The 25,172-nt window shown below is 68.9% G+C and carries 22 protein-coding genes; 1 reads left to right on the top strand and 21 read right to left on the bottom strand.

What is annotated here, in order from left to right:
- Positions 1-266: 266 nt before the first annotated feature.
- Positions 267-1,634 carry a lipopolysaccharide biosynthesis protein gene (locus tag Q0741_RS02190; protein ID WP_298231558.1) on the top strand — a complete coding sequence of 456 codons (1,368 nt, stop codon included), beginning with the start codon at positions 267-269 and terminating at the stop codon, positions 1,632-1,634.
- 4 nt (positions 1,635-1,638) lie between these two features.
- Here Q0741_RS02190 and Q0741_RS02185 read toward each other — a convergent pair whose 3' ends face one another.
- The 21 genes from Q0741_RS02185 to Q0741_RS02085 all read right to left on the bottom strand — a co-directional run bounded on the left by Q0741_RS02185 (position 1,639) and on the right by Q0741_RS02085 (position 24,907).
- A complete protein-coding gene (locus Q0741_RS02185; protein ID WP_298231557.1) occupies positions 1,639-2,496 on the bottom strand; it encodes a glycosyltransferase in 858 nt (285 codons plus the stop codon).
- Between the two features lie 20 nt (positions 2,497-2,516).
- Positions 2,517-3,377, bottom strand: coding sequence for a hypothetical protein (locus Q0741_RS02180; protein WP_298231556.1), 861 nt, complete (start codon positions 3,375-3,377; stop codon positions 2,517-2,519).
- Between the two features lie 75 nt (positions 3,378-3,452).
- On the bottom strand, positions 3,453-4,628 hold the full coding sequence (locus tag Q0741_RS02175) for a hypothetical protein (RefSeq protein ID WP_298231555.1): 1,176 nt from the start codon (positions 4,626-4,628) through the stop codon (positions 3,453-3,455).
- A gap of 2 nt (positions 4,629-4,630) precedes the next feature.
- Positions 4,631-6,505 carry a glycosyltransferase gene (locus Q0741_RS02170; protein WP_298231554.1) on the bottom strand — a complete coding sequence of 625 codons (1,875 nt, stop codon included), beginning with the start codon at positions 6,503-6,505 and terminating at the stop codon, positions 4,631-4,633.
- A gap of 27 nt (positions 6,506-6,532) precedes the next feature.
- Positions 6,533-7,549, bottom strand: a complete 1,017-nt coding sequence (locus Q0741_RS02165; protein ID WP_298231553.1) for a glycosyltransferase — start codon at positions 7,547-7,549, stop codon at positions 6,533-6,535.
- The gene (locus Q0741_RS02160) at positions 7,546-9,087 is read right to left on the bottom strand and encodes a hypothetical protein (protein WP_298231552.1); all 1,542 of its coding nucleotides are present in this window, start codon (positions 9,085-9,087) and stop codon (positions 7,546-7,548) included. Before Q0741_RS02160 ends, Q0741_RS02165 begins: the two co-directional genes overlap by 4 nt.
- Positions 9,088-9,112: 25 nt before the next feature.
- A complete protein-coding gene (locus tag Q0741_RS02155) occupies positions 9,113-9,943 on the bottom strand; it encodes an NAD(P)-dependent oxidoreductase (protein ID WP_298231551.1) in 831 nt (276 codons plus the stop codon).
- A 3-nt stretch (positions 9,944-9,946) separates the two neighbouring features.
- Positions 9,947-10,501 (bottom strand): dTDP-4-dehydrorhamnose 3,5-epimerase family protein, encoded by a 555-nt coding sequence (locus Q0741_RS02150; RefSeq protein WP_298231550.1) that lies wholly within the window; start codon positions 10,499-10,501, stop codon positions 9,947-9,949.
- A gap of 4 nt (positions 10,502-10,505) precedes the next feature.
- On the bottom strand, positions 10,506-11,828 hold the full coding sequence (gene rfbH / locus Q0741_RS02145) for a lipopolysaccharide biosynthesis protein RfbH (protein WP_298231549.1): 1,323 nt from the start codon (positions 11,826-11,828) through the stop codon (positions 10,506-10,508).
- Complete coding sequence (rfbG, locus tag Q0741_RS02140) at positions 11,825-12,907, bottom strand: CDP-glucose 4,6-dehydratase (RefSeq protein ID WP_298231548.1); 1,083 nt, start codon at positions 12,905-12,907, stop codon at positions 11,825-11,827. Before rfbG ends, rfbH begins: the two co-directional genes overlap by 4 nt.
- 2 nt (positions 12,908-12,909) lie before the next feature.
- Positions 12,910-13,683: a glucose-1-phosphate cytidylyltransferase gene (gene rfbF / locus Q0741_RS02135; protein ID WP_298231547.1), complete on the bottom strand. Its 774-nt coding sequence runs from the start codon at positions 13,681-13,683 to the stop codon at positions 12,910-12,912.
- 23 nt (positions 13,684-13,706) lie between these two features.
- The gene (locus Q0741_RS02130; protein WP_298231546.1) at positions 13,707-14,705 is read right to left on the bottom strand and encodes a 2Fe-2S iron-sulfur cluster-binding protein; all 999 of its coding nucleotides are present in this window, start codon (positions 14,703-14,705) and stop codon (positions 13,707-13,709) included.
- Positions 14,706-14,739: 34 nt separating this feature from the next.
- Entirely contained in the window at positions 14,740-15,861 is a 1,122-nt protein-coding gene (gmd, locus tag Q0741_RS02125; RefSeq protein ID WP_298231545.1) for a GDP-mannose 4,6-dehydratase, read from the bottom strand.
- Positions 15,862-15,880: 19 nt separating this feature from the next.
- Positions 15,881-16,807 carry a GDP-L-fucose synthase gene (locus Q0741_RS02120; RefSeq protein WP_298231544.1) on the bottom strand — a complete coding sequence of 309 codons (927 nt, stop codon included), beginning with the start codon at positions 16,805-16,807 and terminating at the stop codon, positions 15,881-15,883.
- A gap of 8 nt (positions 16,808-16,815) precedes the next feature.
- Entirely contained in the window at positions 16,816-18,246 is a 1,431-nt protein-coding gene (locus Q0741_RS02115) for a mannose-1-phosphate guanylyltransferase/mannose-6-phosphate isomerase (protein WP_298231543.1), read from the bottom strand.
- Between the two features lie 85 nt (positions 18,247-18,331).
- Positions 18,332-18,883: a dTDP-4-dehydrorhamnose 3,5-epimerase gene (gene rfbC, locus Q0741_RS02110; RefSeq protein WP_298231542.1), complete on the bottom strand. Its 552-nt coding sequence runs from the start codon at positions 18,881-18,883 to the stop codon at positions 18,332-18,334.
- Between the two features lie 13 nt (positions 18,884-18,896).
- Positions 18,897-19,793: a glucose-1-phosphate thymidylyltransferase RfbA gene (gene rfbA / locus Q0741_RS02105; RefSeq protein ID WP_298231541.1), complete on the bottom strand. Its 897-nt coding sequence runs from the start codon at positions 19,791-19,793 to the stop codon at positions 18,897-18,899.
- 22 nt (positions 19,794-19,815) lie between these two features.
- Positions 19,816-20,712, bottom strand: coding sequence for a dTDP-4-dehydrorhamnose reductase (gene rfbD, locus Q0741_RS02100; protein WP_298231540.1), 897 nt, complete (start codon positions 20,710-20,712; stop codon positions 19,816-19,818).
- Between the two features lie 13 nt (positions 20,713-20,725).
- Entirely contained in the window at positions 20,726-21,787 is a 1,062-nt protein-coding gene (gene rfbB / locus Q0741_RS02095) for a dTDP-glucose 4,6-dehydratase (RefSeq protein WP_298231539.1), read from the bottom strand.
- A 36-nt stretch (positions 21,788-21,823) separates the two neighbouring features.
- Positions 21,824-22,987, bottom strand: coding sequence for a Wzz/FepE/Etk N-terminal domain-containing protein (locus tag Q0741_RS02090; RefSeq protein ID WP_298231538.1), 1,164 nt, complete (start codon positions 22,985-22,987; stop codon positions 21,824-21,826).
- Between the two features lie 18 nt (positions 22,988-23,005).
- Entirely contained in the window at positions 23,006-24,907 is a 1,902-nt protein-coding gene (locus Q0741_RS02085; protein WP_298231537.1) for an SLBB domain-containing protein, read from the bottom strand.
- Between the last annotated feature and the right edge of the window lie 265 nt (positions 24,908-25,172).

The raw sequence follows: 25,172 nt of genomic DNA, 5'->3' as shown, positions 1-25,172 counted from the left end.
CGAGGCGGATGTTTCCCCCCAAGGGGGGAGGGCTCCCCCCGGGTCCATAGATGCGGGCGCATCCAGGTGCGCAGGAGGCCTTCCAGAATGGCCGACTCCACCCCCGGTGCCGCGTGTCCGCTCCCGCGATCCCGCGCGCCTCCGCTGCTTTGCCTATCGCGGTGCCGCATGCCTGAACTGCCGACGCTCCCGGACGCCTTCTCCCCGCGACGCAATCCCTCCGGAGGGGGGACCATCGGCCTGCCCGAAGGCTTCTGCGCCAAGCGTTGACCCCCGCTCCCGCCGTGCAGGCCAACACGCTGCTGTCGGGTGCCGCCGTCTACCTGGTGGCCAATGTCGTCAACGCCGCCATTCCTTTCGCGCTGCTGCCGCTGCTCACGCGCGTGCTGGGGCCCGAGGGCTACGGTGAGGTAGCGATGTTCCAGACCCTGCTGTGCGCGCTGGAGTCCATGGTGGGGCTGAGCGTGGCGGGGGCGGCGGGGCGCAAGTACTACGACGGCGACGGGGCTTGCGCGCAGCGCGAGCTCGCAAGCTTCATCGGCGCCTGCCTGCAATTGGTGCTGTGTTCCAGCGTGCTGATGCTGGGCCTGATCCAGCTGCTGCGCGAGCCGCTGGCGGCGGCGCTGGGGCTGCGGCCGCAGTGGATGTCCTGGGCGGTGTTCGCCTGCGCGTGCTCGGCGGTCATGGGCATCCGGCTGGGCCAGTGGCAAGTGCGCCACCAGGCGCGGTGCTTCGGGGCGCTGCAGGTCTCGCAGGGGCTGCTCAACATGGCGCTGTCGCTGCTGCTGGTGGTGGGGCTGGAGCAGGGCGCGGAAGGGCGCGTCGCGGCGCAGGTGGGAGTGACCGGGCTGTTCGCGCTGCTGGCGCTGGCGCTGCTGCGCCGCGACGCGCTGCTGCGGCTGCTGGTGTGGCGGCCGGACCACCTCAAGGACGCGCTGGCCTTTGGGCTGCCGCTGGTGCCGCATTTCTCCGGCCTCTTCCTGCTCAACGCGGTGGACCGCGTCGTCATCCACACCGAGCTGGGTTTGGCCGCGGCGGGCGTCTACATGGTGGCGGTGCAGGTGGCCAACGGCATGAGCCTGGTGTTCGACGCGATCAACAAGGCCTACGGACCGTGGCTGTTCGAGCGTCTGCGGCGCAACGACGCCGCGGAGAAGCGGCGCATCGTGCGCCTGACTTACGCCTGGTTTGTGCTGGTACTGCTGGGCGCGGCGCTGGCGCTGGAGCTGGGGCCGCCGCTGGTGGGCTGGCTCGCGGGGCCGGAGTTCGCACACGCGGGCGCGCTCATCGGTTGGCTGGCGCTGGGGCAGGCCTTCAACGGCATGTACTACATGGTCAACAACTATGTCTTCTATTCCCGGCGCACCGGGGCGCTGGCGCTGGTCACCGTGGCCTCGGGCCTGGTCAACGTCGCGCTGCTGCTGGTGCTGGTCAAGCCGCTGGGGCTACAGGGCGCGGCCATGGCCTTTGGCCTGAGCATGGGGCTGCGCTTCGCGCTGACGTGGTGGGTGGCGCAGCGGCGGTGCCCGATGCCGTGGTTCGGGGTGGGCCTGCTGAGGCAGGCAGGTCAACTGGCAGCGGCGCCGTACAAGATGAGAGCAAACCGGCGCCGTTCAGGCGCGGCACGCAATTGAGGGCTCAGGCGTTGCTGTTTTTCGGAGCCCGGGCCGCCGAGCCATAGGCTTTCTTCGCCAGGGATGCAGGCGCCAGGCGCAGGCCCAGGCGCAGCACTGGAAAGATGAAACGCCATGTCGGCCCGTGCAGCGACCAGATGCCCGCCGCATAGCACTTGAATTCCAGCAGGGCCTTGCCGACACCCCTGCGGCGCCAGAAGTCCGGGTTGATGGTGAATTCCAGCAGCGGCTCGTGGAGGTTGTCGAAAACGAAGCCTTCACGCGCGCAGCGGAACCACATGGCAATGTCTTCATTGCCCCGGTTGACTGGATAACCTCCTACCCGCTGCAGCACGCGCCGCCGGAAACAGACGGTGGGGTGCGCCACCGGTACCCGCTTGCACAATTCCTCTTCCAGATTGTCCGGCGTGCCATTGAAAGCCACCCGGCGCTTCGTCTCGGAATTGCGGATGGTTTCCACGATGTCGCCACCCAGGATGTCCACCTTTGGATGGGATTGCAGATAGTTGATCTGCTTCTGGTAGCGGTCGGGATAGGACCAGTCATCCGCGTCCATGCGGAAAACTAGCGATTCGTCCTCCAGCACCTTGATCAGCTCATTGAGCGCGGCCGCCAGACCGACATTGTGCGGCAGTCGGCAAATCCGGTGAATACGGGATTCCCAGCGCTGGATGGTTTCATCGAGAGACTGTGGTATGGGGCCGTCAATGGCCAGGTAGATCCTATTTTCCACGGCCTGCGAAAACCGCTGCTGCCATACAGACTGCAATGCGCGTTCGGTAGCCTGAGGATCATCCCGCCCGTAAACTGACATGATGGTTGCCGTTTTTATCGGCATGCCGGCCGGGCTCGTCGTTGTCATGGTGGAGCTTTATGGTGGTGTCAGAGTAGTTTTTGTCCCGCGGCGCCCACACCCTTGACGGACTTGAAAAAATCCACGATGCCGCGCGCCATCCATTTGAAGCGTTCCACGCCCCGATCCAGGATGAAAGGGTAGACTAGCATTTTTGGCAGCAGCAGGATGCCGAAACGGAATTTCGAGTACAGCGGCACGTAATCCAGAGTCAGCAAGCGCAGCGTGTCCCTGAACTGGAAATAATGGCGGTACGGCGCCGGCACGTGGTAGGTCAGGCCCAGGACATGTCGCTGGGCCAAGCCCAGGCGGTGGGGCATCGGTACATGGTCTAGGCGGTAAAGCTTCCAGCCCTTGGCGCGCATGCGCCAGCACCAGTCGAAATCCACGAAATCCAGGAAGAACGCTTCCGAGAAACTGTCCGCCGGGCCTAGGTTTTCCAGCGAGAACAGCATGCCCGAGGTGGCCAGGCAGGTGACTTCCTGGGGACGGGCCGGCGACTCTACGGTGTCCGGTCCAGGCGCGGCCTGCACCGTGTCGTCCAGCAGCCTGGGACCGGTGCAGATCCGGGTGGAATTGAATTGCGTGAATTCCTGCTTCAGCTTGTCGATGAAAGACGCTGGCGGCGTGCTGTCCTGGTCGAACAAAATGGCTGCATTGCAGCCCAGTTCCCGGGCCTTTTCGATGCCCAGGTTCAGCGCGCGGCCCAGGCCCTTGTTGACGCCATCCTGCAGCAGCGTCAGATCCGAGGCATCTTCGAAAACGTGGCTGCCCGGCGTGTTGTCCACGACAATGGTGGCGTGGCAGCGGGATACGATACCTTCAATGCGGCTTCTGAAACCGGCATCCGGCTTGTAGGTCGTATAAATGGCGGCCAAGCGCAAACTCATGGTGTTGGATCTCTGATAGGGGTGCTGTAGGTCCGTGGCAGACACTTTTGATTGGGGCCCGGCGACGAAAATGGTCTACGGAGCAGGTGGCGTAGTGCGCGCGGGAAACAAATGCACCAGCAGCATGGTCATGACGATCTGGTTGGTGTCCAGGATATAAGGGTTGGTGATGCCGGACAGCATGTACAACCAGAAAATCGAGCGGCCTTCCATATTGAGCCGGCGCCGCACGCACCATGCCACGGTCAGCATGTACAGCAGCATGCCAAGGATGCCGATCTGGTAGGTGACGTAGAGTGCCTGAAGCTCGATGTAGAGAAATTCGGAATAGTTTCTTTCCTTGCCGTCCGGGAAACGGGCACCCAGGCCCGCGCCGAACACCAGGGATGCCGGAGAATTCTCGAAGCTTCTCTGGGCCGCATCCACCTGGTCGAAGCGCACCCCCATGGAGGAATCGGAGCCCTCGAACTTGCGGTCGATGATCTCCTGCGCGTCACCCGAAAAAATGATGGCCGAGACCGCCATGAGTGGTATCAGCAGGAATAGCAGCAGCCACTGGCGTGCCAGGAGGCTGCGGTAGCGCAGGGCCAGGGCCAGCGCTGCGACGATGAAATAGGTCAGGTTGCCGGCGGCGACAAGGCCGAGTGCCGAAACGAGCAGTCCCGCCTTGTGGAAGAAGCGCTTCTTCCTTTCCCACAGGCAAACCATGAACAGCAGCGGAATCAGCGCATTGCCGATGACCTGCACGCGGTAATAGATGCCGTCGAAGGAGTAGACGTCGCCCCAAGCGTTTTCGATGGCCATTTCCCGCACGGTGCCGGCCACCAGCGGGTCCTGCATCACGCCCAGCCCCACCGAAAGGGCGGTGATCAGCACGCACTGCAGCGCCACCGGCGCAAGGGCCCAAGGCTGGGAGATGGTGCGCGGCCGCACGTTGAAGGCCAGGATCGTGGCTAGCAGGACGATGAAGAAGCGCATGGCGTCCGCCACGTCGCGGCCCGCCAGCGCGCTGCCGATTACGGACGCCGAACCGTAGGCCAGCAGCGGCATCAGGGCCAGCATGGTTGTGCTGCGGCCCAGCGTCAGCACCAGGATCAGCAGCGCCCAGGGCGCGACCAGCCCTCCCAGCCCGGGCAGCTGCGAGTGCCGCGTCAGCAGCAGCGTGGCCACGCCCAGCGCCAGCGAAATGCCCCACGCCACGTGCGGCCGGCGCGCGGGGCGGTCAAGCTCCAGGGCCAGGGCTTTGCTCATGTTCATGCCAGCCAGTAGACGAAGGCGTGGTCCGGGCGGATGCCGTGGCGCAGCAGGTACGCCAGGCGACTCACCGGATTGCCGTGCTCCGCGCGCAGCGCCTGCCGGCAGGCCACCGTGTTGGTCGAGGCCACCGGGCGCGCCAGCAGCTCGTTGAGCATGGCCACCCGGGTCTGGCGCGCCGTGCGCGCCTGCGCCACGAAGCGGTCCAGGGCCTTGATGCGGCGGAGCACGCGCTGCCCCAGCGAGGCCTGGGTGCCGGCCCCGAGCTGGTTGCGGCCGTGCTGGCGGTAGAGCATCAGCGGCTCCTCGATCGCCACCGCACGGCCCGCGAACTTCGCCACCAGGCCGACCCAGTAGTCATGCATCGGGGCGCAAGGCGGCACCGGGAAGGCGGCCTGGAGCAGGGCGCGGTTGCCCAGCATGGTGCAGCCCGCCACCATGTTGAGCACGGGCAGCCCGCGCAGGTCCACGGCGTAGCGGCGGCCGCGGATCATGTTCCAGAAGGACGGTGCCAGCGGCTCCAGCGCCTCGTTCGTGACCGTCATGTCGCAGTAGGCCAGGGCCGGTACGCCGGCATCGGCCTGAAGGCCCTGCAGGGCGCGGACGCCGGCTTCGAGCTTGCGCGGCAGCCAGACGTCATCCTGGTCGCAGAAGCCGAACAGCGGCGTGTCCACGTGCTGCGCCAGGGTGTTGAGGCACTTCACGGTGCCCAGGTTGCCGAGCCCGTCCTCGATGATCCTGAACCGGTCGGGATGGCGCGCCTGGTAGCGCTGCACGATGGCCATGGAGCCGTCGCTCGACCCGTCGTCCCGCACCAGGCAGATCCAGTCGGCATGGGTTTGCGCCAGCAGCGAGTCCAGCTGGGCGGCGAGAAAGCGCTCGCCGTTGTAGACGGGCAGCAGCAGGGTCACGGTGGTCATGGTGTCGTCCTGGCGCTGCGAGGCCGCCTGGGAGTGCTGCCGCGGCGGCCGGGCGGCGGCGTCGTCCAGGCGGCCCAGCGCCCATTGCCGGGCCAGCCGGCCCGCGGCCGGGTTGGCGCGGGAGATGCGCTGCAGGTGGCGCAGCAACCGGTAGGGGTAGGCCAGGCGCGCGGTCCAGGGCAGCACCTCCAGCAGTGCCCGCTCCGAAGCCAGCACGCTGAGCAGGCGCCACGCCGGCATGGCGCCCACGTCGACCACGGACAGCTCGTGCTGCAGCGTCGCGTCGGCCACGCGCACCGTGCCTCGCCGGGCATGGAGGCCGGCGAAGATCCAGTGGTCCACGCCGTCCAGCCACAAGTGCGCCGGGATCGGTCCCAGGGCTTCGAAGGCCGCCACGTCGAGCAGGCTGCCCGAGGCCACGGCGGTGACGCGGCTGCCCGGGGGCGGCTCGGCGTCCAGGGGCAGGGCCCGGATGATGCCCAGGTCGCTGATGAGTGCCGGCGAGATGGGCTGCTCGCCATGCCGCACGCGCGGCACGACTGCGGCCGGCGTGTCCGGGGCCTGCCCTATCGCCCGCGCCATGGCGTCCAGCAGGGTGCCGGGCAGGCGCGTGTCGTGGTCCAGCAGCAGCAGCCACTGGCAGCCCTGCTGGCGTGCCAGCGCTGCCGCCTGCATGAACGCCGCGCGCGTGCCGCCGTTGCCGGCGTCGTGCCGGTAGGTGAGGCCTGGCGTGCCCGCCAGCCCGGACGAGCTCGGCTGCGGCGAGTTGTCGTAAACCAGCACGTGGCGCAGGGCCAGGCCCGCTGCAGCCGGCTCGGCCAGCCAGGCGCACAGGGTCTCCCAGGCCAGCGCCTGGCGGGGCGTGCGCCCGTAGATCACGACGACCGCGAGCACGCTCTGCGCCGGGGCGCCGCGCGTGGGCGCCGCGGTGGTCGATGGGGAATGTGGAGTCATGGGTCCTGGAGCGGCTTGGGCGGCGCGCTAGCACGGCGACTGCCACAGCCGCTTGAATCGGCGCACCGCCTGGCCCACGAAGGGCGGCTTCACCAGGTGGGCCGTCATCAGCAGGACCGTGGGCAGGCACTGCGGCGAGCGGAAGTACCGGTGCAGGGACAGGAAGCGGCGCACGCGCCCCAGCGGGCGCTGCTTGAGCTCCGCGATGTCGCGGATCAAGAACATGGCCGAGCGCGCGTTCATCTTCTGCACCAGCGTCAGCAGCCGTGCCGCCACCCGGGCCTCGCCGCGCGCGCGGCACGCCTCGGCGCAATAGCGAGCCAGGGTCTCGTTGTTGTCGAGCCAGGTTTCGATGTGCGACTGCGAGGTCAGCCGGCCCGGATGCACCCGGTATTGCGCCACGACCTCGGGCACGAAGCCCACGTGGCCGTGCCGCAGGGCCGCCGCTATCCAGGCCCGCGCGTCGCATGACAGCGTCAGGCCCGCGTACGAGTAGCCTCCGGCGGCGCGCAGGTCCGCGGTACGCAGCAGGATCGTGCAGGGGTAGGTGGGGCGCCGGCTCAGGAAGAATCCCTGGATGGTCTCGCTGGCGGGTTCCAGCGTCGGTGCTAGGGCGCCGTGGCTCAGGAGCTCGCCCTGCGGTCCGATGATGTCGGCCCGTCCGTAGACCATGCCCAGCGGCTCGTTCCCGGCGCCTTCGAACACCGCCACCATGCGGGCGACGGCCTCGGGTTCGAGCAGGTCGTCGTCAGAGAGCAGCAGGAAGTAGCTGCCCTGGGCCCGGGCCAGGCAGGCATCCCAGTTCCCCATCATGCCCAGGTTGGTGGACTGGCTCAGCATCACCAGGCGCGGGTCGCGCTGCTGCCGCAGCCACTCGGCGGTGTCGTCCGTGGAGGCGTTGTCCGAGACCACGACCTCGATGTGCGGGTAGGTCTGGGCCAGGCTGCTGGCCACGGCGGCTTCCAGGTACGCGCGGCGGTTGTAGGTCGGGATGGCGATCGTGACCTTGGGCAGGCTGCTGCGGGAGGCGGTGCCGGCGCTCATGGGTGCACCTCCGGCGTGCGGCGGCGTCCGGGCAGCAGCCGCTGCGCGACGTGCCGCCGCTCCTCGGCCGTGCAGACCAGCACGAAGGTCATGACCACGCCGAACGGCGGCAGCAGGGCCACGGCCAGCAGCAGCGAGGCGGCGTCGCTCCAGTGCGCGGTGGCATGGCGCAGGGCGGCGGACGCTCCCAGGCACGCGGCCAGCAGCAGCAGCAGCGGCCCCGCCACCTCGCGGGCGTAGCGGCGCCAGGACACGCCCAGGTCGCCCAGGGTCACGTAAGGCACGTACCAGTTGTTGGTCAGGATCTGGGCCAGGAACACGGCCAGCGCGACGCCCCAGAGGCCCAGGTGCGGCGCCAGGAAGTAGGCCAGCGCCAGGTTGATCGCGCCGGCCAGCAGCGCGGCCGTGACGAAGAAGCGCCGCCCGGTGGCCATGGAGCCCGTGGCCAGGGCCACGTGGTGCACTTCCAGGATGAGCATGGCCAGCAACGTCCAGGCCACCGCGTGGCCCGCGAAGACACTCTTGCCCAGCCACAGCCCAATCACCGGCTCGATGTAGAACGCCAGCAGCGCGCCGGCCACCGCCATGACGGCCACCGCGTACTTCACGCTGGCGAACAGCAGCGACTTGAAGGCCTTCGCGTCGCCGCCGGCGTGCGCCCGGGACAGGAAGGGCGAGGAGCTGGTGACGATCAGCAGCGCCAGCGTCATCAGCAGGTTCAGCATCTTCGACACTGCCTCGTACGGGCCGACGGCGGCCGTGCCGATGCGCATCGACACCATCAGCGTGCCGGTCTGCAGGATCAGCACGCCGCCCAGCGACGTGGTGGCCCAGCGCAGGCTCGGCCCGGCAATGCGCCGCATCAGCGTGGCGCTGGGCCGTCCGCCGCTGAACAGGCCCGCATGGCGGCGCCGGATGTACAGCACGGCGATGACGCGGGCGATCACCCCCTGCACCAGCCAGCCGATGGACAGCCCCACCAGCCCCTGTCCGGCCAGCAGCAGCCCGGCGCTGAGCGTGAAGCCCACCAGCAGCGATGCCATGCGGCAGCCGCGCTCGACAGCCACGTCGCCCATGCCGAAGAGTATCGAGAAGGCCGCCCCGCCGAACAGGTTGAGCGCCGCGCCCGCCGAGAAGATCGCCCAGGCCGTGCCCACCATTGCGCGCTGGTCGGCGGTCACCAGCGTCGGGATGAACCACAGCCCCACCCCGGCCGCCAGCACCAGGACCAGGAGCATCAGCACCAGGAAGATGGCCAGGCAGGTGGCCCCGATGTCGGCCAGCCGGCGCTGCCGCTCCTGCGGCGTCAGCGCCGGATCGCCCAGGGCGAAGCTGATCTCCCGCGCCAGCGTCGGGCCCGTGCCTAGGTCCAGCAGCAGCGAGTAGCCGCCCAGGGTGATGAACAGCAGCCACACGCCCACGAGCTCTGCGGGCAGGTGCTGGAACACCAGGCGCAGCAGCACCAGCGAGCTCACGGCCGAAGCCGCAGTGAGTCCGCCACCGCTGAGGATGCCGTTGAGGATTCGTCGTGCAGCCATGGTGCGTGCCGTCAGCCGGGCCGCCTTACAGCTCGGGCACCAGGCGCATGAGCTCGTTGTGGCGGTACGGCACCGCGCCCAGCCGCAACTCGCCCGTGGCGCCCCAGTGCGACCACCAGTGGCGCGCGAACTCGGCCAGACTCTGCGCCCGGCCGCTGGCGACGTGCGAGATCCGGGCCACGCCGGGCTCCACGCCTTCGAAGTCCAGCGCGCGCACGAAGGCCGCGGCCACGTCCCCAACCTCGATGAAGTCACGCACCTGGTCGCCCGCGGTCATTGGGAAGTCGCGCCCGGCCTGCGCGGCCGCGCGCAGCGAGGGCCACAGCCGCGTCGCCGGCTCGCCTTCGCCGTAGACCTGGAAGATGCGCAGCCAGTGCATGCGCAGCCCGTGCTCGGCGGCGAAGGCCGTCAGCGCCACCGCCGCGGCGGCCTTGGACGCCGGGTACGACAGCGTGGGCTCCAACGGTGCCGTCACGGGGATGCGCTCGTGGCGCGCCGCCGAGCGGCCGTACTCGAAGCACGAGCCCGCGCACAGGTAGCGCGCGATGCCGGCCTGGCGTGCTTGCTCCAGCAGCGCGGCGCTGGCCTGCACGTTCCAGTACAGGCAGCGCTCCAGCGTGTCGTAGGGCGGGTTGGGCGTGTGCGAGGCCAAGTGCACGACCACATCGCAGCCTGCGAGCTCGGCGCTGAAGTCCCCGTCCAGCGCCCGGTCCACCCACTGCGGCTCGCGCTCCAGCGCGACGCGCGGCCGGCTGCCCGGGCGGCGCTGCGCCACCAGGGTGTGGCCGGCCGCATGGGCCTGGTTGACGAAATGGGAGCCGACGAACCCGGTGCCGCCGGTCAGGAAGATCTTCATGGCTCAGAAGGGAGAGTCGAAGTCGGCCAGCGCCGGATGGCCCTGGTCGCGCGCCGAGAGGATCGGCGCGTCGCAGCCCCAGTCGTGGCCGAAGCTGTCGAAGCGCACGCCCGCGTCGTGCGAGGGCGCGTGCTCGGTGCTGGTCTTGTAGACCATCAGGCTGCCGTCGCACAGCGACACGAAGCCGTGCGCGATGCCCTTCGGGATGAACAGCAGCCGCGGCGTGTCGGCATCGAGCCGCACCGCCACGCTGCGCCCGTAGCCCGGGCCCTTGCGCAGGTCCAGCAGCACGTCCTGCACCGCGCCCGCGGCACAGTAGACCAGCTTGACGTGGTCGTGCGGGGGCAACTGGAAGTGCATGCCGCGCACCACGTCCTTGTTCGACAGCGAGTAGAACTCCTCGCGGAAGTCGAAGGCCGGGCCGTCGGCGCCGGCGCGCGCCAGCACGGCGTCGAACACCGAGCGCGCGTAGGTCTTGACGAAGCTGCCGCGCGCATCCTCGAAGCGCTTGAGGCTCAGCAGCCAGGTCCCGGGCAGGACTTCCTGGTCGAACTGCATGGCCTCAGAACCCGATACCGAAGAACTCTTCGAGCTTCTGCACGATGTAGTCCAGGTGCTCCGTCGTCAGGCCCGGGAAGGTGCCCAGCCAGAAGGTCTGGTTCATCACGACGTCGGTGTTGGTGAGCTCGCCGCTGACGCGGTAGTTGCGCCCGACCATGTAGGGCTGGCGGGTGAGGTTGCCCGCGAACAGCAGCCGCGTGCCGATCTTGTGCTGGTCCAGGTAGCTCAGCAGGTCCACGCGCTTGACGCCCGCGCTCTCCTTGAGGATCAGCGGGAAGCCGAACCACGAGGGGTCGGACTTCGGGGTGGCCTCGGGCAGGTGCAGGAACTGCTCGCAGGACTGCAGCCGCTCCTTCAGGTACTTGAAGTTGGCCCGGCGCGCGGCGATGAACTCTTCGAGCCGGTCCATCTGCGCCAGCGCGCAGGCGGCCTGCATGTCGGAGATCTTGAGGTTGTAGCCCAGGTGCGAGTAGATGTACTTGTGGTCGTAGCCCTGGGGCAGCTCGCCGAGCTTCCAGCAGAAGCGCTTGTTGCAGGTGTTGTCCTTGCCGGGCGGGCAGTAGCAGTCGCGGCCCCAGTCGCGGAAGGACTCGGCGATGAGCTTCAACTCGGCGTTGTTGGTGAACACCGCGCCACCTTCGCCCATGGTGATGTGGTGCGCGGGATAGAAGCTCAGCGTGCCGATGTCGCCAAAGGTGCCCACGAGGCGGCCGTCGTAGGTGGCGCCCAGCGCGTCGCAGCAGTCCTCCACCAGCCACAGCCCGTGCTTCCTGCACAGCGCCGTGACGACGTCGAGGTTGAAGGGGTTGCCCAGCGAGTGGGCCAGCATGATGGCCTTGGTCTTGGGGCCGATGGCCGCCTCGATCTTGCTGGCGTCGATGTTGTGCGTGGCCAGGTCCACGTCCACGAACACCGGCACGGCGCCGAACTGCAGGATCGGGTTGACGGTGGTGGGAAAGCCCGCAGCCACGCCGATGACCTCGTCGCCGGGCTTGATTGCGCGCTCGCCCAGGCGCGGCGAGGTCAGCGCCGAGAACGCCACCAGGTTGGCCGAGGAGCCGGAGTTGACGGTGATGCAGTGCTTGACGCCCAGGAACTGCGCGAGCCTTTGCTCGAAGGCGGCGTTGAAGCGCCCGGTGGTGAGCCAGCCGTCGAGCGAGGCCTCGACCATGAGCTGCAGCTCGCGCGCGCCGATGACCTTGCCCGACACGGGCACCGGCGACTCGCCGGGCACGAAGGGCTTGGGGGCCAGCGCCAGCTCGGCGTATTGCTGCACCAGCTCGGCGATCTGGCCGCGCAGGGATTCGGGGGTTTTCGCGTTCATGCTGCTTGTTCCGTGTTCGTGTACTGCTCGATCTGCGCCAGGCACAGCGCGCGCACGTCCTCGCGCGCGAGCCAGGCCTGGTGCCAGGCCGTGATGTTTTCCAGCGCCGTGCCCAGGTCCCAGCGCGGGCGCCAGCCCAGGCGCGCCTTGGCCTTGGCGATGTCGAGCTTGAGGTAATTGGCCTCGTGCGGATGCTCGCCGCCGTCGAGCTGCCAGCGCGCGCCGTCGCCCCAGCGCTGCACCATCTGCTCGACGATCCATTGCACGGGCCGGGCGTCGTCGTCCTGCGGGCCGAAGTTCCAGCCCTCGGCGAAGGCCGCGCCGTGCTCGCACAGCCGCTGCGCCAGCAGCAGGTAGCCCGACAGCGGCTCCAGCACGTGCTGCCAGGGACGTGTGGAATGCGGGTTGCGGATCACCACCGCGTCGCCGCGCTCGAAGGCGCGCAGGATGTCCGGCACCAGCCGGTCCGCGGCCCAGTCGCCACCGCCGATGACGTTGCCCGCGCGCGCCGAGGCCAGCGCGATGCCCGCCTTGTCGAAGAAGGAGCGCCGGTAGGCCGAGGTGACCAGCTCCGAGCAGCCCTTGGAGTTGCTGTACGGGTCGAAGCCGCCCATGGGCTCGTCCTCGCGGTAGCCCCACACCCACTCGCGGTTCTCGTAGCACTTGTCGGTGGTGACGTTGACCACCGCGCGCACGCTGCCGCACTGGCGCGCCGCCTCCAGCACGTGCACCGTGCCCATCACGTTGGTGGCGTAGGTGGCCACCGGCTCGCTGTAGGACAGCCGCACCAGCGGCTGCGCCGCCATGTGGATGACGACCTCGGGCTGGAACGCGGCCATGCAGGCGCGCACCGTCTCGTAGTCGCGGATGTCGCCGATGGTGCTGGCCATGCCCTGCGCCACGCCGGCTTCCTGGAACAGGCTGGGCGTGGTGGGGGGCTCCAGCGCCAGGCCCTGAGGCTCGGCGCCCAGCGACTGCAGCCACAGGCTCAGCCAACTGCCCTTGAAGCCGGTGTGGCCGGTGAGCAGCACGCGGCGACCGCGCCAGAAGGCGGTGTCGATGAGGTTGCGCTGCGCCATGCTCAGTCCCACATCTTCCAGGGCGCACGGCCCTTGGCCCACAGGTCTTCGAGCAGGTGCTTGTCGCGCAGCGTGTCCATGGGCTGCCAGAAGCCGTGGTGCTCGTAGGCCATGAGCTCGCCGTCGGCGGCCAGCTGCATCAGCGGCTCCTGCTCCCAGATCGTGGCGTCGTCCTTGATGTAAGGCAGCACCTTGGGCGAAAGCACGAAGAAGCCGCCGTTGATCATCGCGCCGTCGCCCTTGGGCTTTTCCTGGAAGCTGCGCACCTGGCCGCCCTGGATGTCCAGCGCGCCGAAGCGGCCGGGCGGGAAGGTCGCGGTGACGGTGGCGGCTTTGCCGTGACTGCGGTGGAAGTCGATGGTGGCGCTGATGTCGATGTCGCCCACGCCGTCGCCGTAGGTGAAGCAGAAGGCCTCTTCGTCGCGCACGTAGCGCGCCACGCGCTGCAGCCGCCCGCCCGTCATCGAGTCGTCGCCCGTGTCCACCAGCGTCACGTTCCAGGGCTCGGCGCGCTTGTGGTGCACCTCCATGCGGTTGGAACGCATGTCGAAGGTCACGTCCGACATGTGCAGGAAGTAGTTGGCGAAGTACTCCTTGATGACGTAGCCCTTGTAGCCGCAGCAGATCACGAAGTCGTTGACGCCGTGGTGCGCGTACATCTTCAGGATGTGCCACAGGATCGGCTTGCCGCCGATCTCCACCATGGGCTTCGGGCGCGTGGTGGTTTCCTCGCTCAGGCGGGTACCCAGGCCACCGGCCAGGATGACTGCTTTCATTTCCGGAAATCCTCAGTTGTTTCTCAGGCGGGCGCGGAGCAGACGAAGGCGTCCGAGTGGAAGCGCTGCGCGGGCAGCCCGGCGGCCAGCAGCGCCTCGCGCGCGCCGTGGATCATGGCGTCCGAGCCGCAGGCGTACACCAGCGTGCGCGGCAGCTCGGGCGCATCGGCCAGCAGCGCCTGCTGCACGTGGCCGCGCGTGCCGCTCCAGCCGTCGCCCGCGCGCGAGAGCACGGGCACGAAGCGGCAGGCCTGGGCCGCCGCGCCTTCGGGACGCCAGTACAGGTCCTGCTCGGTCCGGCCGCCCCAGTAGACCGTGACCGAGGCCGGCTGCTCGGCCGCCGGCAGCGACTGCAGGGCTTCGAGCATGGCCTTCACCGGTGCAATGCCGGTGCCGGTGGCCAGGAACACCAGGTGCATGCCGGCCGTGCCGCGCAGGAAGAAGGTGCCCAGCGGCCCGTGCAGTCGCAGCAGGTCGTTGGCCTTGGCGGCGCCGAACCAGTAGCTGCTCAGCGCGCCCCCGGGCACTTCGCGGATGTGCAGCTCCAGCAGCTTGTCCGCTGCCGGCGCGTTGGCCACCGAGTAGCTGCGCCGCACGCCACCCGGGCCGATGAGATCGACGTACTGCCCGGGCTGGAAGCCGAAGTCGGCCGCCGGCGGCAGCCGCAGCATGACCTTGAGCACGTCCGGCGCCAGCCGCTGTAGCGCCTGGATGCGGCAGGGCCAGGTGCGTGCTGGGTACAGCTTCACGCCGCCGAGGTCCTGCACGTCCAGCAGCACGTCGGAGGTGGCGCTGCGCACGCAGCTCAGGATCCAGCCGGCCGCGCGCTCGGCCTCGCTCAGGCCGGTCTCGGGATGCAGCGCCGTGGTCGAGCCGCTGCGCACCTGCGCCTTGCAACTGCTGCAGCGCCCGGTGCGGCAGCTGTACTCCAGCGCCACCTCGGCCCGCAGCGCCGCGTCCAGCAGCGATTCGCCGTCTTGCGCGGCAAACTCCTTGCCGCTGGGTAGAGTGATCGAAGGCACGGTGGTTCAAGGGCGCCACGGCGGGCGCCGCGCATTACTCGTGATAGTCGTAGGCCTGGAAGCCGGCCAGCTTGACCAGGCTGTCGCGCTTGGCCGCGTCGTAGTCGCTGTGCACCATCTCGCGCACCAGTTCCTCGAAGGTGGTGGTGGGTTCCCAGCCCAGCTTTTGCTTGGCCTTGCTCGGGTCGCCCAGCAGCGTTTCCACTTCGGTGGGGCGGAAGTAGCGCGGGTCCACCTTGACGATCACGTCGCCGGGCTTGACCTTGGCCTGGGTGCCGCTGACGGCCGCGACGATGCCCACTTCCTGCTCGCCCTCGCCCTCGAAGCGCAGCGTGACGCCCAGCTCCGCGGCGGCGCGCTGCACGAACTCGCGCACGCTGTACTGCACGCCCGTGGCGATGACGAAGTCCTCGGGCTGCTGCTGCTGCAGCATCAGCCACTGCATCTGCACGTAGTCGCGCGCGTGGCCCCAGTCGCGCAGCGCCGAGAGGTTGCCCAGGTACAGGCAGTCCTGCAGCCCCAGCGCGATGCGCGCGATGGCGCGCGTGATCTTGCGCGTGACGAAGGTCTCGCCGCGGACCGGGCTCTCGTGGTTGAAGAGGATGCCGTTGCAGGCGTAAAGCCCATAGGCCTCGCGGTAGTTCACCGTGATCCAGTAGGCGTAGAGCTTGGCCACCGCGTAGGGGCTGCGCGGGTAGAAGGGGGTGCTCTCCTTCTGCGGCACCTCCTGCACCAGGCCGTAGAGCTCGGAGGTGCTGGCCTGGTAGAAGCGCGTCTTCTTCTCCAGCCCCAGGATGCGGATGGCTTCCAGCAGCCGCAGCGTGCCGATGCCGTCGGCGTTGGCCGTGTACTCCGGCGTCTCGAAGCTCACCGCCACGTGGCTCATGGCCGCGAGGTTGTAGATCTCGTCAGGCTGCACCTGCTGCACGATGCGGATCAGGTTGGTGCTGTCCGTGAGGTCGCCGTAGTGCAGCTTGAAGCGCGGGTCCTTCTCGTGCGGGTCCTGGTAGAGGTGGTCGATGCGGTCGGTGTTGAACAGGCTGGCGCGGCGCTTGATGCCGTGCACCTCGTAGCCCTTGGACAGCAGCAGCTCGGCCAGGTAGGCACCGTCCTGGCCCGTCACGCCGGTGATGAGGGCGACCTTCTTGTCGGACATGTCAGACCTTTCGTGTGTGTCAGTGCTTGAACGGCGCGGCCTCGTAGGCCAGGCGGATGCCGTCTTCCAGCGGCGTGCGTGCGCGCCAGCCCAGCGCCGCCAGGCGGCTGACGTCCAGCAGCTTGCGCGGCGTGCCGTCGGGCTTGGTGGCGTCGAAGACGATGCGGCCCTCGAAGCCCACCACGCGCATGACGGTCTCGGCCAGCTCGCGGATGGTCACGTCCTGGCCGGTGCCGATGTTCACCAGCTCGCCGTCCCAGCCGCGCTCCATCAGGTGCACGCACGCATCGGCCAGGTCGTCCACGTACAGGAACTCGCGCCGCGGCGTGCCGCTGCCCCAGACCACGTACTCCGTGTCGCCGCGCAGCTTGGCCTCGTGGGCCTTGCGCAGGAGCGCGGGTAGCACGTGGCTGTTGGCCAGGTCGTAGTTGTCGTTGGGGCCGTAGAGGTTCGTGGGCATCACGCTCACGTACTGGCGCCCGTGCTGGCGGTTGTAGCTCTCGCACAGCTTGATGCCGGCGATCTTGGCGATGGCGTAGGGCTCGTTGGTGGGCTCCAGCGGCCCGGTGAGCAGGTACTCCTCGCGGATGGGCTGCGGGCAGTCGCGCGGGTAGATGCAGCTCGAGCCCAGGAACATCAGCCGCTGCACGCCCGCCAAGTGCGCACCGTGGATCAGATTGGCCTCGATCACCAGGTTCTGGTAGATGAAGTCCGCGCGCTGCAGGTTGTTGGCCTGGATGCCGCCGACCTTGGCCGCGGCGATGAAGAGGTAGTCGGGCTTCTCGCGCGCCAGGTACTCGTGCACCGCGCGCTGGTCCAGCAGGTCCAGCTCCGCGCGCGAGGCGGTGAGCACGTTGGCGTAGCCGCCGGCCTGCAGCCGCCGCACCAGCGCGCTGCCCACCATGCCGCGGTGGCCCGCCACGAAAATCTTGGCTTGCTTGTCCATGGGGCGTCTCAGCTGCGGCCGTAGGTGTCCTCGAAACGGACGATGTCGTCCTCGCCCAGGTACGAGCCCGACTGCACCTCGATGAGCTCCAGCGGCAGCCGCCCCGGGTTGCGCAGCCGGTGCTTCTCGCCCAGCGGGATGTAGGTGCTCTGGTTCTCGGTGAGCAGCATCACCTTGTCGCCGCAGCTCACCTCGGCCGTGCCGCTGACCACGATCCAGTGCTCGGCGCGGTGGTGGTGCATCTGCAGGCTCAGGCTCGCACCGGGCTTGACCATGATGCGTTTGACCTGGAAGCGCGCGCCGGCGTCGATGCTGTCGTACCAGCCCCAGGGCCGGTGCACCTTGCGGTGCGCGGTGTGCTCGTCGCGCTGCTGCCCGTCGAGCCGGCTCACGATCTTCTTGACGTCCTGGCTGCGGTCGCGCCGGCTCACCAGCACCGCGTCGGGCGTCTCCACCACCACCACGTCCTCCAGCCCCACCACGCCCACGAGGCGGCTGGTGGCGTGCACCAGCGTGTTGCGGCTGCCTTCGAGCAGCGCGTCGCCCACGACGGCGTTGCCCTGCGCGTCCTTGTCGGCCACCTGCCACACCGCATCCCAGGCGCCCAGGTCGTTCCAGCCCGCGGCCAGCGGCACCATGCACAGCCCGATGCCGCTGCCGGGGCAGCGCTCCATCACGGCGTAGTCCACCGACTCCGAGGGCACCGCGGCGAACTGCTCGCGGCCCGGGCGCACGAAGCGCTGGTCGATTTGGCGCTCGGCGAAGGCCGCGCGCGTGGCCGCGGCGATGTCGGGGCGGAAGCGCTCCAGCGCCTTCATCCAGCTCGAGGCGCGCAGCACGAACATGCCGCTGTTCCAGTAGTAGCCGCCGGCCTCCAGGTAGCGCTGCGCGGTGGCGGCATCGGGCTTCTCGACGAACTGCGCTACGGCCTCGCCATCGGTGCGGATGTAACCGTAGCCGGTCTCGGGCCGGTCGGGCGTGATGCCCAGGATGACGATGCTGCCGTCGGCAGCGCGGCGCACGGCCTGCTGCACGGCGGTGGTGAAGGCCGCGGCGTCGGTGACGGTCTGGTCTGCGGGCGTGACCACCAGCACCGGATCAGCGCCGTCCTCCAGGGCCTGCAGCGCCGCCAGCGTCAGCGCCGGCGCGGTGTTGCGGCCCAGGGGCTCCAGCAGCACCGCCGCCGGCTCGCAGCGCAGCTCGCGCAGCTGCTCCAGCACCAGGAAGCGGTGCTCCTCATTGCCCACCACCAGCGGCGGCGTGAGCGTGATGTCCGCGCCGGCCAGGCTCTGCAGCCTCAGCACGGACTGCTGGAACAGGCTCTGGTTGCCCGACAGCACCAAGAACTGCTTCGGGTAGCCCGCGCGCGACAGCGGCCACAGCCGCGTGCCGCTGCCACCGGCCATCACGACGGGCTGCACGGGAATCGAGGAAGTCATGACGTGTTGCTTTCTGAGGTAAGCCGGGGGCCGCTGCCGCAGCTGAACCGGGCAGAGCGGTACTGCTCGGTTCGGAGCCGCGACGTCAGTCGAAGTGCGCAGCCTCGGCCAGCAGCGGTGCCTGGGCGTCCTTGGGGGAGAGCAGCGGCGGCCGTCCGTCCAGGGGCCACTGAACGCCCACCGCCGGGTCATCCCAGCGCACGGCGCCTTCGGCCTGCGGCGCGTAGTAGTTGGTGGTCTTGTAGAGGAAATCGGCGCTGTCGCTGGTGACGAGGAAGCCGTGCGCGAAGCCCGCCGGGATCCAGAACTGGCGGTGGTTGGTGCCCGAGAGCTCCACGCCCACCCAGCGCCCGAAGGTGGGGCTGCCGCGGCGCACGTCCACCGCCACGTCGAACACGCTGCCCTGCGTCACGCGCACCAGCTTGCCCTGCGCGTGCGGCGGCAGCTGGAAATGCAGCCCGCGCAGTACGCCGCGCGCCGAGCGCGAGTGGTTGTCCTGCACGAACTCGACGTGGCGGCCCACCGCCTCGTCGAACGCGCGCTGGTTGAAGCTTTCCAGGAAGAAGCCACGCTCGTCGCCGAAGACTTTGGGCTCCAGGATCAGTACGCCCTCCAGCGCGGTCTTGATGATGTTCATGTGATGCTTCGAGTCAGAAGGTCGCGTCGCGCAGAACCTTCATCAGGTACTGCCCGTAGCCGTTCTTGAGCATGGGCTGCGCCAGGCGCTCCAGCTGCCCGTCGTCGATCCAGCCCGCGCGCCAGGCGATCTCCTCGGGGCAGGCGACCTTGAGGCCCTGGCGCTTTTCCAGCGTCGCGATGAATTGCCCGGCTTCGAGCAGGCTGTCGTGGGTGCCGGTGTCTAGCCAGGCGTAGCCGCGGCCCATGATCTCCACGTTGAGCTGGCCGCGGTGCAGGTAGGCGGCGTTGACGTCGGTGATCTCCAGTTCGCCGCGCGCGCTGGGACGGATGCCTGCGGCGATGTCGCACACCTGATCGTCGAAGAAGTACAGCCCCGTGACGGCGTAGTTGCTCTTGGGCGCATTGGGCTTTTCCTCGATGCTCAGCGCGCGGCGCTGCGCATCGAACTCCACCACGCCGTAGCGCTCGGGGTCGTTGACGTGATAGGCGAAGACCGTGGCGCCCTGCGTGCGCTGCGAGGCGTCCTGCAGCAGGCGGAAGAAGTCGTGGCCGTAGAAGATGTTGTCGCCCAGCACCAGCGCGCTGGGCGCGCTGCCCACGAAGTCGCGGCCCAAGACGAAGGCCTGCGCCAGCCCGTCGGGGCTGGGCTGCACGCAGTACTGCAGCGAGATGCCCCACTGGCTGCCGTCACCCAGCAGCGACTGGAAGCGCGGCACGTCCTGCGGTGTGCTGATGAGCAGGATCTCGCGCATCCCGGCGAGCATGAGCGTGCTCAGCGGGTAATAGACCATGGGCTTGTCGTACACCGGCAGCAGCTGCTTGCTGATGGACAGCGTGGCCGGGTGCAGCCGGGTGCCGGAGCCGCCGGCCAGGATGATTCCCTTGCGCTGGATCGGGGTCGTCGTCATGTCTTGTCCTCCCTCCCGTGGTTTATCGAGCGTAAGCCTCGTGCAGCATGCGCAGCACGCCGTCCTGCCAGGGAGGCAGGTTGAGCCCGAATGCTTCCTGCAGCTTGCGCGTGCGCAGCCGCGAGTTCAGCGGCCGGCGCGCCGGCGTGGGGTATTCACAGCTCGGGATGGCCGTGATGGCCTGCGGCGCAACCTTGACCGGTAGCCCCTGCGCGCGCGCCCATTCGATGACGAAGCGCGCATAGCCATGCCAGCTGGTCTCGCCCGCCGCCACCGCGTGGTAGGTGCCGGCCAGCGCCGGTGCGGCCAGGGCCGCGCGCAGCGCGTGCGCGCTCACATCGGCCAGCAGCTCCGCGCCGGTGGGGGCGCCGATCTGGTCATCGATGACGCTCAGCGCCTCGCGCTCGGCGGCCAGGCGCAGCATGGTGCGGATGAAGTTGCCGCCACGCGCGGCGTAGACCCAACTCGTGCGCAGGATCAGGTGGCGGCAGCCACTGGCGCGGATGGCTTCCTCGCCTTCGAGCTTCGTGCGGCCGTAGACGCTCAGCGGCGCCGTGGGTGCGTCCTCGCCACGCGGCTCCTGGCCCGAGCCGTCGAAGACGTAGTCGGTGCCGTAGTGCACCAGCCACGCGCCCAACGCCGCCGCCTCGCGTGCGAGCACGGCCGGCGCCTGCGCGTTGACGGCCCGTGCCACTTCGGGCTCGCTCTCGGCCTTGTCCACCGCCGTGTAGGCCGCGGCATTGACGATCACGTCCGGGCGCAGCGCGCGCACCGTGCCGGTCAGCGTGTCCGGGCGGCTGAAGTCCGCGGCCAGCGTGCCGCCGTCGCGCCCCAGCGCCACCAGTTCGCCCAGGGGCGCGAGCGCGCGCTGCAGCTCCCAGCCCAGCTGACCGTTCTTGCCCAGTAGCAGGATCCTCATGCCCGGCACTCCCTCAGCGCGCGGCGTAGTTGGTGGCGAGCCAGTCGCGGTAGGCACCGCTTTGCACCTCGGCCACCCAGTCGGCATGGTCCAGGTACCACTGCACCGTCTTGCGGATGCCGCTGTCGAAGGTCTCGGCCGGGCGCCAGCCCAGCTCGCGCTCGAGCTTGCGCGCATCGATGGCATAGCGGCGGTCGTGGCCGGGGCGGTCGGTCACGTGCGTGATCAGCCGTGCGTAGGGGCCGGCCGGGTCGGGGCGCAGTTCGTCGAGCAGCGCGCACACCTTGTGCACGATGTCGATGTTGGCCTGCTCGTTCCAGCCACCGATGTTGTAGGTCTGCCCCACGCGGCCTTCGGCGAGCACGGCGCGGATGCCCGAGCAGTGGTCCTTCACGTACAGCCAGTCCCGGACCTGGCGCCCGTCGCCGTACACCGGCAGCGGCTTGCCCGCCAGGGCGTTGACGATCATCAGCGGGATGAGCTTCTCGGGGAAGTGATAAGGGCCGTAGTTGTTGGAGCAGTTGGTGGTGAGCACCGGCAGGCCGTAGGTGTGGTGCCAGGCGCGCACGAGGTGGTCGCTGGCGGCCTTGCTGGCCGAGTACGGGCTGTTGGGCTCGTAAGGGTGCTCCTCGGTGAAGGCCGGCGCGTCGGGGGCGAGGCTGCCGTAGACCTCGTCGGTGGAGACGTGCAGGAAGCGCCAGGCCGCCTTGTCCTCGCCCTGCAGCGTGTTCCAGTGGGCGCGCGCGGCTTCCAGCAGCGTGAAGGTGCCCTCGACGTTGGTGCGCATGAAGGCGCCGGGGCCGTGGATGCTGCGGTCCACGTGGCTCTCGGCGGCGAAGTGCACCACCGCGCGCGGCCGGTGCTCGGCCAGCAGCCGATCCACCAGCGCGCGGTCGCAGATGTCGCCCTGCACGAAGACGTGGCGCGCATCGCCCTGCAGCGAAGCCAGGTTGCGCAGGTTGCCCGCGTAGGTGAGGGCGTCGAGGTTCACGACCGGTTCGCCGACCTGCGCGATCCAGTCCAGCACGAAGTTGCTGCCGATGAAGCCGGCGCCGCCGGTAACGAGGATGGTCATGTCGATCTGGTGGTGGGCAACGAACGGAAGAAAAGCTCAGGAGCGACGCAGCGCCGAACGCAACTGCGTCAGCTTCTCGGCGTTTTGCGGCTCGGCGGCGGAGCGGCGCCAGAAATGCCGCGCGATGACAAAGCTCGCCAGCAGCAGCAGCGTGGCCAGCGTGGTGGCCACGGCCGTGAGGGCACGCTTGGGCTTGCTCTTCTTCTCCGGCTGCAGTGCGGGGTCCACGACCTGGATCAGTGCACCCTCGCGCGCCTCGTCCACGCGGGCGGCCTCGTACTGGCGTGCGAAGAGCTCGAACAGCGTCTCCTGGTACTTGAACTCGCGGTACTTGCTCACGTAATCAGCGCCGTTGGCGCCGCCGGCGTCGGTGCTGCGCTCAGCCTGTGCCAGCTGCGCGCGCAGGGCGCCCAGCGTCGCTTGGGCCTGCTGGACCTCGGGCGCGTTGTCGGCCAAGCTGCGCCGTAGCGCTTGCAGGCGCACCTCGGTAGCAGTGGCCTCGGCGCGCAGCCGTGCATAGCTTTCAGCAGCACTCTTGGGCTCGGACTTGATCACGCCCTCCGTGATGCCGCTGGCTTGCAACGCCTGTTGCGCACTGGTGAGCCGGTCGCGGGTCTGCTGGAGCTGGCCTTCAAAAAAGACGCGCCGCTGCTGCGCCTCCGACAGCGCCAGTCCGCCGCTGATACGGCGCAGTTCCTCCACATGGGCATTGGCTAACTCGGCGGCCCGCTGCGGGCTGGTGTCGTCGACTTCGACGGTCAGCAGGCCGTCCTTCTTGCCGACATTGATGCGCACGTTGTTGGCCAAGTGCTTTCGGGCGTCTTCCCGGTACTTGGCCTCGTACACGTCCATCAGCTTGAACTGGTCGATGAGCCGGTCGGTGACGGTGTTGCTCTGCATCAAGGCCACGTACTGCTCGGCCGGGCTCTTGAGGCCCCCGCCCAGGCCGGCCAGTCCCGAGAGCGTTCCCAGGCTGGCCAGCGCGGAGGACGCGACGCTTTGCTGCTGCTGTGGCGGTAGCAGCGTGGTGCGGGCGGTGTAGGTCGGCGCGATGATGAAGGTGATGCCCAGCGCCGTCAGCCCAGCCAGCAGCGGCCCGGCAATGAGCAGGCGCAGGTTCTCTGCCAACGGTAGGGCCAGGTCCAGCAGCCCCAGGCCCTGTTCCTCGTCGTCCGCATCGAGCGCGGGGTCGGCCAGCATGTCGTGTCGCATAGCGGATCAGTTGTTGCGGATGGTCTGCAGAGCCGCCGCGCCAAGACCGAACTGGTAAAGGATCTGCGTCCAGTCCTTCACGGACTGGATGAAGGTGGTCTTGTTCTGTTCCTCAGGCACGAAGATGGTGTCGCCCGCCTCGGCACGCAGGCTCTCCAGCGAGCGGCTGCCGCCGAACCAGCCGCTGTCCTGCAGCGCGCTGACCACGCTGCCGTTGGCGCGCACCACGAACGCACTGCTGCGGTCGGCACCGCGCGTGGGGCCACCGGCCAGGCGCAGGTAGTCGCTGATCGAACGGCCGTCGCTCCAGAGGTAGCTGCCGGCATTGAACACGCTGCCGAACACGCCCACCGAGGTGCCGCGCGGCGGGATGTAGATCCGGTCGCCGTCTTCCAGCGTCAAATCCGGCAGCGTGCTGTTACCAGGGTCCATCTGCAGCACCACGCGCCCCGTGGGCTTGACCGCACGCAGCCGCTCCACCAGTCGGGCGGTGGAGGCCAAGCGCGCCGTCTGTGCCGCCGCCTCGTCGGCGTTGCTGGTGCGCTGCGTGGTATTGGCCCGGGCAAGCTCGGTTTCCATGTCACGCAGCGCGCGCTCGTAATTTTCCTGTTGCGTGCGGCGCACGCTCTCGCGGCTGAACTCGGTGCCAAAGACATAGGCTGAGGGGCTCAGGCCGCCGGCCACGCGCAGCGCGTCGCCGACAGAGCTGTTGGGCGGCAATACGTACTCGCCCGGGCGCACCACCTCGCCTTCCACGCGCACGCGCTTGTTCTGCTGCTGCACCGACAGCTGCGAATTGACGGCGCTGAAGGCGCGCAGCACATCGCCATGGCTAAGCGTCTGCCGAGCACCCTGCGGCAGCGGCATTTCGGCGATGCGCTCGCCGGTGCGCTGTTGCAGCCGCTCTACGGCCAGGCGGCTGCGGTCGGCCACGGCCGTGAAGCCGCCGGCCATGTCCAGCACGTCCTGCACGGTCTCGCCGGGCTTGAGCTCGAAGATGGCAGGGCGGTTGACGCTGCCGATCACGGCCACCTGCGAACCCACGGCGCCGACATGGATCACGTCCTCGGGCTGCACCAGGGTATCGGCGCTGCGGTCACCGCGCAGCAGGAAGTCGTAGAGGTCGTAGCGGGCCACCACCTGGCGCCCGCGCAGCAGCGTAATGTCGCGGAAGCTGCCCGCGGCCGACGGGCCGCCGGCGCGCAGCAGCGAGCTCAGGATGCTGGAAAGGCTGCTGACGCTGTAGGCACCGGGCCGCCCCACGAAGCCCGTGACGTACACGCGCACGCCGCGCAGCTGGCCCAGCGACACGCTCAGATCGAAATTGCGGAATACCTGCCCCACACGGCGGCGCAACACATCGGGCAGCTCGGCATAGCGCACCCCAGCCACCAGGACCGGCCCCACGCGCGGGATGTTGATGCGCCCGCTGCGGTCCACCACCACGCGCATGTCCGCGTCTACCGAGCCCCAGAGCGTGACGACGATTTCGTCGCCGCTCTTGATCAGGTAATCCGGCGGCACCTGAGGGGTGTAGTCCACGCTGCCGGGGTCATCGACGCGCGTCATCAACTCGGCGCCGAAACGGCGAATGGCGGACGTCTCGATTGCCGCAGGCAGGTTTTCGTCCTCCAGCGAGCGGCCGTCCATGCCTGTGCGCTCACTGCCGCGGCGCTCGCTGCTGGGACGCTCATTACGTTGCGGCGCCGCAACAAGGCTCTGTACGAACAACTCGAATTCGCCCGGCTGGTAGGCCGGCGCGCCGTCGCGCAGCGCACGCTGCTGCGTCGGATCCTGCAGCGTGCTGGTACTGCTGCGCAGCTCGCGCTGGTCGCGCTGCTCTGTGCCTGTCAGTGGCTGGCGCAGCCTGATGGGCCCCCCGTCTGCCGCGCTGCCGGCGTCAGGCACGTTTTGCGCCCAAGAGGGGGCCACTGCGATCCATCCCAGTAGGGCCGCGCCTACGGCCCTACGCAGACGATGAGAAGAGGCAGCAGAGAGCAGTCGGGGAAAAAGTGTCATGGGTCCGAGGACGGGAGCAGCGCAGGGAGCAGAGCACCCCGAAGGCAAGGCAGGAAATTCTGCTGCTCGTGGCAGCGCCGGAGGCGGCGCGGATTCTAGCGGCTGGTCAATGGGGGTCTTTTAGGCACAGGCCTGTTAAGTGTTGCACTGCCGC

Origin of the sequence: uncultured Azohydromonas sp. (assembly GCF_937926365.1) — a bacterium.
Classification (GTDB): domain Bacteria; phylum Pseudomonadota; class Gammaproteobacteria; order Burkholderiales; family Burkholderiaceae_C; genus Azohydromonas.
Note: the sequence above shows the minus strand (reverse complement) of the source record. Positions and strands in the feature narration are given on the sequence as shown.

What these genes read in the sequence shown, in the direction of transcription:
- rfbF (WP_298231547.1), bottom strand. Translation starts at nt 13,683, where the DNA reads ATGAAAGCAGTCATCCTGGCCGGTGGCCTGGGTACCCGCCTGAGCGAG.
- rfbD (WP_298231540.1), bottom strand. Translation starts at nt 20,712, where the DNA reads ATGAGGATCCTGCTACTGGGCAAGAACGGTCAGCTGGGCTGGGAGCTG.
- Q0741_RS02165 (WP_298231553.1), bottom strand. Translation starts at nt 7,549, where the DNA reads ATGAGCGCCGGCACCGCCTCCCGCAGCAGCCTGCCCAAGGTCACGATC.
- Q0741_RS02090 (WP_298231538.1), bottom strand. Translation starts at nt 22,987, where the DNA reads ATGCTGGCCGACCCCGCGCTCGATGCGGACGACGAGGAACAGGGCCTG.
- rfbG (WP_298231548.1), bottom strand. Translation starts at nt 12,907, where the DNA reads ATGGCGCAGCGCAACCTCATCGACACCGCCTTCTGGCGCGGTCGCCGC.
- Q0741_RS02160 (WP_298231552.1), bottom strand. Translation starts at nt 9,087, where the DNA reads ATGGCTGCACGACGAATCCTCAACGGCATCCTCAGCGGTGGCGGACTC.
- Q0741_RS02175 (WP_298231555.1), bottom strand. Translation starts at nt 4,628, where the DNA reads ATGAGCAAAGCCCTGGCCCTGGAGCTTGACCGCCCCGCGCGCCGGCCG.
- Q0741_RS02180 (WP_298231556.1), bottom strand. Translation starts at nt 3,377, where the DNA reads ATGAGTTTGCGCTTGGCCGCCATTTATACGACCTACAAGCCGGATGCC.
- rfbB (WP_298231539.1), bottom strand. Translation starts at nt 21,787, where the DNA reads ATGACCATCCTCGTTACCGGCGGCGCCGGCTTCATCGGCAGCAACTTC.
- rfbH (WP_298231549.1), bottom strand. Translation starts at nt 11,828, where the DNA reads ATGAACGCGAAAACCCCCGAATCCCTGCGCGGCCAGATCGCCGAGCTG.
- Q0741_RS02150 (WP_298231550.1), bottom strand. Translation starts at nt 10,501, where the DNA reads ATGCAGTTCGACCAGGAAGTCCTGCCCGGGACCTGGCTGCTGAGCCTC.
- Q0741_RS02155 (WP_298231551.1), bottom strand. Translation starts at nt 9,943, where the DNA reads ATGAAGATCTTCCTGACCGGCGGCACCGGGTTCGTCGGCTCCCATTTC.
- Q0741_RS02120 (WP_298231544.1), bottom strand. Translation starts at nt 16,807, where the DNA reads ATGGACAAGCAAGCCAAGATTTTCGTGGCGGGCCACCGCGGCATGGTG.
- rfbC (WP_298231542.1), bottom strand. Translation starts at nt 18,883, where the DNA reads ATGAACATCATCAAGACCGCGCTGGAGGGCGTACTGATCCTGGAGCCC.
- rfbA (WP_298231541.1), bottom strand. Translation starts at nt 19,793, where the DNA reads ATGACGACGACCCCGATCCAGCGCAAGGGAATCATCCTGGCCGGCGGC.
- Q0741_RS02185 (WP_298231557.1), bottom strand. Translation starts at nt 2,496, where the DNA reads ATGACAACGACGAGCCCGGCCGGCATGCCGATAAAAACGGCAACCATC.
- Q0741_RS02170 (WP_298231554.1), bottom strand. Translation starts at nt 6,505, where the DNA reads ATGACTCCACATTCCCCATCGACCACCGCGGCGCCCACGCGCGGCGCC.
- Q0741_RS02115 (WP_298231543.1), bottom strand. Translation starts at nt 18,246, where the DNA reads ATGACTTCCTCGATTCCCGTGCAGCCCGTCGTGATGGCCGGTGGCAGC.
- gmd (WP_298231545.1), bottom strand. Translation starts at nt 15,861, where the DNA reads ATGTCCGACAAGAAGGTCGCCCTCATCACCGGCGTGACGGGCCAGGAC.